The sequence below is a fragment of the Neisseria sp. P0019.S003 genome (genome assembly GCF_051957115.1).
GTDB classification, from domain to species: Bacteria; Pseudomonadota; Gammaproteobacteria; order Burkholderiales; family Neisseriaceae; genus Neisseria; species Neisseria flavescens_D.
Window position 1 is genome coordinate 133,146 of record NZ_JBQCWT010000006.1, and the last position, 6,292, is coordinate 139,437.

At 49.6% G+C, this 6,292-nt stretch carries 6 protein-coding genes; all 6 read left to right on the forward strand.

Annotated elements, in window-relative coordinates; all coding sequences use genetic code 11:
* Positions 1-29: 29 nt before the first annotated feature.
* The 6 genes from ACTHTS_RS09745 to aroG all read left to right on the forward strand — a co-directional run bounded on the left by ACTHTS_RS09745 (position 30) and on the right by aroG (position 6,058).
* Positions 30-761, forward strand: coding sequence for a lysophospholipid acyltransferase family protein (locus tag ACTHTS_RS09745; protein WP_440369909.1), 732 nt, complete (start codon positions 30-32; stop codon positions 759-761).
* Positions 762-799: 38 nt separating this feature from the next.
* Positions 800-1,522 (forward strand): M48 family metallopeptidase, encoded by a 723-nt coding sequence (locus tag ACTHTS_RS09750; RefSeq protein ID WP_440369910.1) that lies wholly within the window; start codon positions 800-802, stop codon positions 1,520-1,522.
* A gap of 171 nt (positions 1,523-1,693) precedes the next feature.
* Entirely contained in the window at positions 1,694-2,065 is a 372-nt protein-coding gene (locus tag ACTHTS_RS09755) for a hypothetical protein (RefSeq protein ID WP_114926406.1), read from the forward strand.
* A 156-nt stretch (positions 2,066-2,221) separates the two neighbouring features.
* Entirely contained in the window at positions 2,222-3,697 is a 1,476-nt protein-coding gene (locus ACTHTS_RS09760) for a surface lipoprotein assembly modifier (protein WP_440369911.1), read from the forward strand.
* A gap of 360 nt (positions 3,698-4,057) precedes the next feature.
* Positions 4,058-4,735 (forward strand): TIGR02117 family protein, encoded by a 678-nt coding sequence (locus ACTHTS_RS09765; protein ID WP_440369912.1) that lies wholly within the window; start codon positions 4,058-4,060, stop codon positions 4,733-4,735.
* A gap of 279 nt (positions 4,736-5,014) precedes the next feature.
* Positions 5,015-6,058, forward strand: coding sequence for a 3-deoxy-7-phosphoheptulonate synthase AroG (gene aroG / locus ACTHTS_RS09770; RefSeq protein ID WP_070584580.1), 1,044 nt, complete (start codon positions 5,015-5,017; stop codon positions 6,056-6,058).
* Positions 6,059-6,292: the final 234 nt, after the last annotated feature.

The following is a 6,292-nucleotide window of genomic DNA, read 5'->3' on the forward strand; positions in this document are numbered from 1 at the left end:
GGCCTTCAAACGACTGACTTTTCCCCGATATGCTGATTATCCGCAACCTGATTTACTGGTTCATCCTTTCCTCTAGCATTATTTTGCTGTTCCCCTTTATGCTGCTTGCCCTGCCCTTTCAAGGTGGCGCACACAAAATGGCGCAAGTTTGGGTGCGTATCCTCAACTGGTCGCTCAAGCACATCATCGGTTTGAACTACACCTTAAGCGGCGCGGAAAACATTCCCGATCGCCCTGCCATCATTTGCGCCAAACACCAAAGCGGCTGGGAAACCCTCGCCCTGCAAGAGATTTTTCCGCCGCAAGTCTATGTTGCCAAACGCGAACTTTTCAAAATCCCTTTCTTCGGCTGGGGCTTGAAGCTGGTCAAAACCATCGGCATCGACCGCAGCAACAGCCGCGAAGCCAACAAACAACTCTTAGAACAAGGCCTTGCGCGTAAAAACGAAGGCTATTGGATTACCATTTTCCCCGAAGGCACACGCCTGTCGCCCGGTGAAAAAGGCCGCTACAAACTCGGCGGCGCGCGCATGGCAAAAATGTTTGAGATGGACATCGTCCCCGTCGCGCTCAACAGCGGCGAGTTTTGGCCGCGCAACTCCTTCCTCAAATACCCCGGCACGGTCAGCGTCATCATCGGCAAACCCATTGCCCACAACAACGGCAATGAAGCCGAACTCATGGCCCAATGCGAGCAATGGATCGAAAGCCAACAGCCCCTGATTACCGGACAAGGCCCGTTTGCGCCCAAAACCAAATAAATCATTCCATCGAGTGGGCCGCTATACCCACCCTTTCCATGCCGTCCAATATTTTTCTCAACATCATGCCCCACCTCCATACCCACACCCTTTCAGACGGCCTCACCATTCATATCCAGCTCAAACGCAGTGCCAAGAAAAACCTCATCTTGCGCCCCGTTTCCGCCGATACCGTCAGCATCAATATCCCTCCGTTTGTTTCCCAGTACACCTTTACCCAATGGCTGAACGACAACGAAGCCCTCCTGCGCCGTACCCTAAACAAGACACCGGTCCGACAAACACCTACCGACACGCTTCCCGAATGGATTTGGTATCAAGGCGTTCAGACGGCCTTGTCCATCCACGCAGCAAACCACATCCAAATCAGGCCGTCTGAAATTCTGTTACCCGAAAAAGAAACCACCGCCCAACTTACCCATTTGCGCCGCTTCCTGCTCGAGCGTGCGCACGAATATCTGCTACCGCGCCTCGAAGGCCATATCCGAACCACCCGCCTGACCCCGAGCGCCATTTCCCTTTCCAACGCCAAAACCTTCTGGGGTGTTTGCCGCCACACTACCGGCATCCGCCTCAACTGGCGGCTCATCGGTGCGCCCGAATATGTCGCCGACTACGTCTGCCTGCACGAACTCGCCCACCTGCGCCATCCCGACCACAGCCCTGCGTTTTGGGCACTGACTCACTCGCTCACGCCGCATGTCGACCAAGCCGAACAATGGCTGAAGGCGCACGGCGGCGAATTATTCCACCTCGGCTAAGTCTTTCCAGCAGCATTTTTCTGCAAGCAAACACCAGCCCAAAGCAAAGAATCAACGCCCTCCAAACAAATCATGTAGCCGCGCGTAAAATCAGGTTTATCCGCTTGCCGCCCCTCATACCTGCCGATAAGATGATGTCGTTCTCAAAACCCTTTTCAGAAAGGAAAACCGATGACCAAAGCAAAATCGTTACTGGCCACCGGCATTTTGGCTCTTTTCTCCGCCACGGCATTCGCCTCCCCGCTGCCTTCCGAAATCTACCGTCCGGCAGGCGCGCACACCATCAAAGCCGATCATCAAGGCAACGGCGAATTTGAATACGAAGCCGAAATTTCCGGCCGACACAATTCCATTCCTTCCTTGGCCAAAAAAGTGATTGCCCACGCGCGCAGCAAAGGTTTCCATGTGGTTGAGTCTGAAATCAAACACGACGATGCCGATCTGAAATTCAAACGCGGCAAACAAGAGCTGGACGTTTCCATCGAAGACAAAGGCCAAGGCCGTATCGAATACAAAGCCGATTTAGATTTGGACAAAAACTAAATCCGACTCGCAAACAAAGGCCGTCTGAAATCCCATCGGGTTTCAGATGGCCTTTTGTCGTCTTTATCAGATATAATGGCACTCGGTTTGTAAAATTTCCGACTCAAAACATTGTACAATCTGCCCACTTATACCGATAACATCCCAAACATTGCCATGAAAAAACGTCTGCTCCTCCTCGCCATCCTTCCCCTTTCCCTTCACGCCGCCGATGTGCCGCCTGATGTGAAACCCGAGCTTCAAGTCAACACAGCCGAACCCCAACAACCCGAAACGCACAACATCACTGCCGAGCAGACAAACAGGCCGTCTGAAAAAATCATCAACGTCGATGCCGATACCCTGCTTGCCAACACCGAATTACTGGCACGCGCCATGTATTCCGCCGTCGTCGCCCACAACATCCCCGGCATCAAAGCCGTTTTGCCCATTTACGAACAATGGCCAGAACACGACCGCGCCATGGCACGCTATGCCAAAGGTTTGCTTGCCCAATCCGAAGGACGCGCCGCCGAAGCCATCGGCCATTACCGCCACTTTATCGCCGAGCAACCCGATGCCTCCGCCGTCCGCTGGCAGCTTGCGACCGCCTTGTTTGAAGACAAACAAAACGAAGCCGCAGCCGACCAGTTCGACAAACTACAAACCGAATCCCTCCCGCCTGCCTTGCAAGAACGCATCGAAACCTACCGCAAAGCCCTGCGTGAACGCGACTCATGGCAATTCAATGCCGGCTTGAACATCACGCGCGAACAAAACATCAACCAAGCCCCCGGCCAACGCCGTCTGGGCAACCACCTGAACGATGAACAATGCCACGCCGTGCGCCTTGCCTATCCCGACGACGACTGCTTCCGAGGCTGGACATTCCCCGAACCCATCGATGCCACTGCCATCCATTACCAAATCGGCGCAGAAAAAAAATGGTCGCTGCCCCGCGGCTTCTATGCCACGGCAGGCGCAGACCATTACGGCAAAATCTATCCCAAGCACACCAACTACAACGACCTCACCACACGCTTTTCGGCAGGCATCGGCTATGCCGACCAGCGCAACGATATCGGCATGACCCCGTTCCATGAACGCCGCTTCTACGGCAACGACCCCTACACCTACACCAACGGCGCACGCCTCCACTACAACCATTGGTGGCAACCCAAGCTGCAAACCCTCAGCGCATTTGAAGCAGGCCGTCTGAAAAACGGCCGCCGCGAGCATTCCAACAACACCAGCCAACTGCTCAGCAACTCCATCGTGTACTACCGCAACGCGCGCCAATACTGGGTAGCCGGTATCGACCTCTACCGCGAACGCAACCGCGACGACAAAAGCGACAGCTTCAACCGCTACGCCCTGCGCACCACATGGGGACAAGAATGGCCCAAAGGCCTCTCCACCGTCCTACGCCTCAGCGCCGCCCAACGCCATTACCAAGCCCCCAGCTTCTTCAGCAACGAACAAAACCGCCGCGACAAAGAAGCCTCCGCCTCCCTGAGCGTATGGCATCGCGCCCTCCATTTCAAAGGCATAACCCCACGCCTGACCATTGCCCACAACAAAACATGGAGCAACGACAAGTTCTACGAATACGGCAAAACCAAAATGTTTGTCGAATTGAGCAAAACGTTCTGACAAGCAGAACCAATCTGTGAAGAAAGCAAGAATGCCTGTTCTGCATATTGATTTACAAGGCAAATTCAAACTTTTACAGATACCGAATCAATAGATTTTTTAAGGGATAATGTCTTATTAAATTTATATTTATCAAATAGATGAAATTTAAGCCGATATTACTTTACAACGTAACGTACAACACTACATAACGCTACAAAGAAATCAGGCCGTCTGAATATTTCAGACGGCCTTTTCTATTCAAGTTAAACAACCATTTTTATCATTAGTCGCAAGATACCACCCTCTCATTTCTAATGAAAAAAACACAAATTTAATAGAAAATACACACCTTCAAACTTAATCACCTTTAAAAAACGAATGCGCTCCTTCCTTCACATCCTTAAGAAAATCGGCAAAATAGCGCTGATCATCCCTATTTTTGCCCTATTGTATTTTTTATCTGCTTGGATGATGGCTTCATTGCCGCTTAATGAAGAGCAGCCCAAAGGGGAAATTACTTTATTTTTAGTCAGTAACGGCGTGCATACTGATGTAGTTATGCCGCTGAAGAATGATATTTTTGATTGGTCGGATGTCGTCAATCCAAAAGACACGCTCACTGCTGATCCTCAAATAACGCATATCGGTTTAGGCTGGGGGGAGCGCAATTTTTATTTATACACGCCTGAATGGAAAGATTTGACTTTCTCCAATGCTTTAGGTGCATTAAGCGGGCTGAACCGTACGCTGATTCATGTTACTTATTATCCTTTTGAACCACGAGAAAATAGCCACGTCGTCAAATTTTTGGTCACGCCTGAGCAATACAGGAATTTAACAAAATCACTCTTGGCCGGTTTTCAACAAAAAAATGGGCAACCCATCTTGCTAAAAGGAATCCATCATCAATCTAACGATGCTTTTTACGAAGCCAAAGGACGCTATCATTTATTCAATACTTGTAACACTTGGTTGAATGACAAATTGGTTGAAAGCGGCCTTAAAGGCGTGTATTGGACTCCTTTCTCTTCGCCCTTGCTGGAACAATACCGATAGCCTTCACGCTTCTCAATTTTTGGGTCTATGTAAAACTTCAGGCCGTCTGAACCTTTTCAGACGGCCTGTATTTTGATAAAAGCTCAAAGCCCTTTATTATATAAATGAAATTTTTTAATAGCATTAAATATTAATTTAAACAAATAAAATGATTTTAAATTCTATAAAATAATTAAAATAAAGAAATTTTAGAATAAAATTGCTAAAACAAAAAACTAAGCCTTGTTTAATTCTGCTAAAACCTGTAACCTGTATCAAAAATAAACAAGAGAGTTCATCATGTCCCAACACCACCCTACCGACGATATTAAGATCAAAGAAGTCAAAGAGTTACTTCCTCCAATCGCGCATTTGTATGAGCTGCCTGTTACGCCTCAGGTTGCCAATTTGGTTTATAAAACACGTCATGAGATTTCGGATTTGGTTCACGGCCGCGACAACCGTTTACTGGTCATCATCGGCCCATGCTCGATTCACGATACTAAGGCGGCGGTAGAATATGCGCAAAAATTGCTGACCTTGCGCAAAAAATATGAGAAAGAGTTGCTGATTGTGATGCGCGTGTATTTTGAGAAACCGCGTACAACCGTTGGCTGGAAAGGCCTGATTAACGATCCGCACTTGGACGGTACGTTTGACATCAACTACGGCCTGCGCCAAGCGCGTCAGTTGTTGCTGACTTTAAACGAAATGGGCATGCCTGCTTCGACTGAATTCTTGGACATGATTACGCCGCAATACTACGCCGACCTGATTTCTTGGGGCGCGATTGGGGCACGTACGACTGAAAGCCAGGTACACCGCGAATTGGCCAGCGGCCTCTCCTGCCCTGTCGGCTTTAAAAACGGTACGGACGGCAATCTGAAAATCGCCATCGACGCCATCGGCGCCGCCAATCATCCGCACCACTTCTTGTCTGTAACCAAAGCCGGTCATTCCGCGATTGTCCACACCAGCGGCAACCCTGACTGCCATGCGATTTTGCGTGGCGGTAAAGAGCCTAATTACAGCGCGGAACACGTTAAAGACGCGGTTGCGCAGCTTCAAAAAGCCGGCGTGAGCAGCAAACTGATGGTGGACTGCAGCCATGCCAACAGCCGTAAAGACTTCCGCAAACAAATGGATGTAGCGCGCGATGTTGCGGCGCAGCTGAAAGCCGGTGAAGAAAACATCATGGGCGTGATGGTGGAAAGCCACTTGGTTGAAGGCCGTCAAGACAAGCCTGAAGTTTACGGTCAAAGTATTACGGATGCCTGCATCGGTTGGGATACGACTGAAGAATTGCTGGCCCTGCTTGCCGAAGCGAAAGGTTACCAAGCGTAAGTGCGAAATCATTAAAAAGACCGGATATGTTCCGGTCTTTTTTGTGTCTGTTATTTTGATTTCTTTGCTCAAGATACCGAGCAAGTTTTAGTCAGGTTTGACATCAAGAGACCTTTGCAAAATTCCCCAAAATCCCCTAAATTCCCATCAAGACATTTAGGGGATTTTCCATGAGCACCTTCTTTCAGCAAACCGCCCAAGCCATGATTGCCAAACACATCGACCGTTTCCCAC

Bases quoted from the DNA above. Each gene is read 5' to 3' on its own strand.
- ACTHTS_RS09755 (WP_114926406.1), top strand. From the start codon at position 1,694: ATGACCAAAGCAAAATCGTTACTGGCCACCGGCATTTTGGCTCTTTTC.
- ACTHTS_RS09745 (WP_440369909.1), top strand. From the start codon at position 30: ATGCTGATTATCCGCAACCTGATTTACTGGTTCATCCTTTCCTCTAGC.
- ACTHTS_RS09765 (WP_440369912.1), top strand. From the start codon at position 4,058: ATGCGCTCCTTCCTTCACATCCTTAAGAAAATCGGCAAAATAGCGCTG.
- ACTHTS_RS09760 (WP_440369911.1), top strand. From the start codon at position 2,222: ATGAAAAAACGTCTGCTCCTCCTCGCCATCCTTCCCCTTTCCCTTCAC.
- ACTHTS_RS09750 (WP_440369910.1), top strand. From the start codon at position 800: ATGCCGTCCAATATTTTTCTCAACATCATGCCCCACCTCCATACCCAC.
- aroG (WP_070584580.1), top strand. From the start codon at position 5,015: ATGTCCCAACACCACCCTACCGACGATATTAAGATCAAAGAAGTCAAA.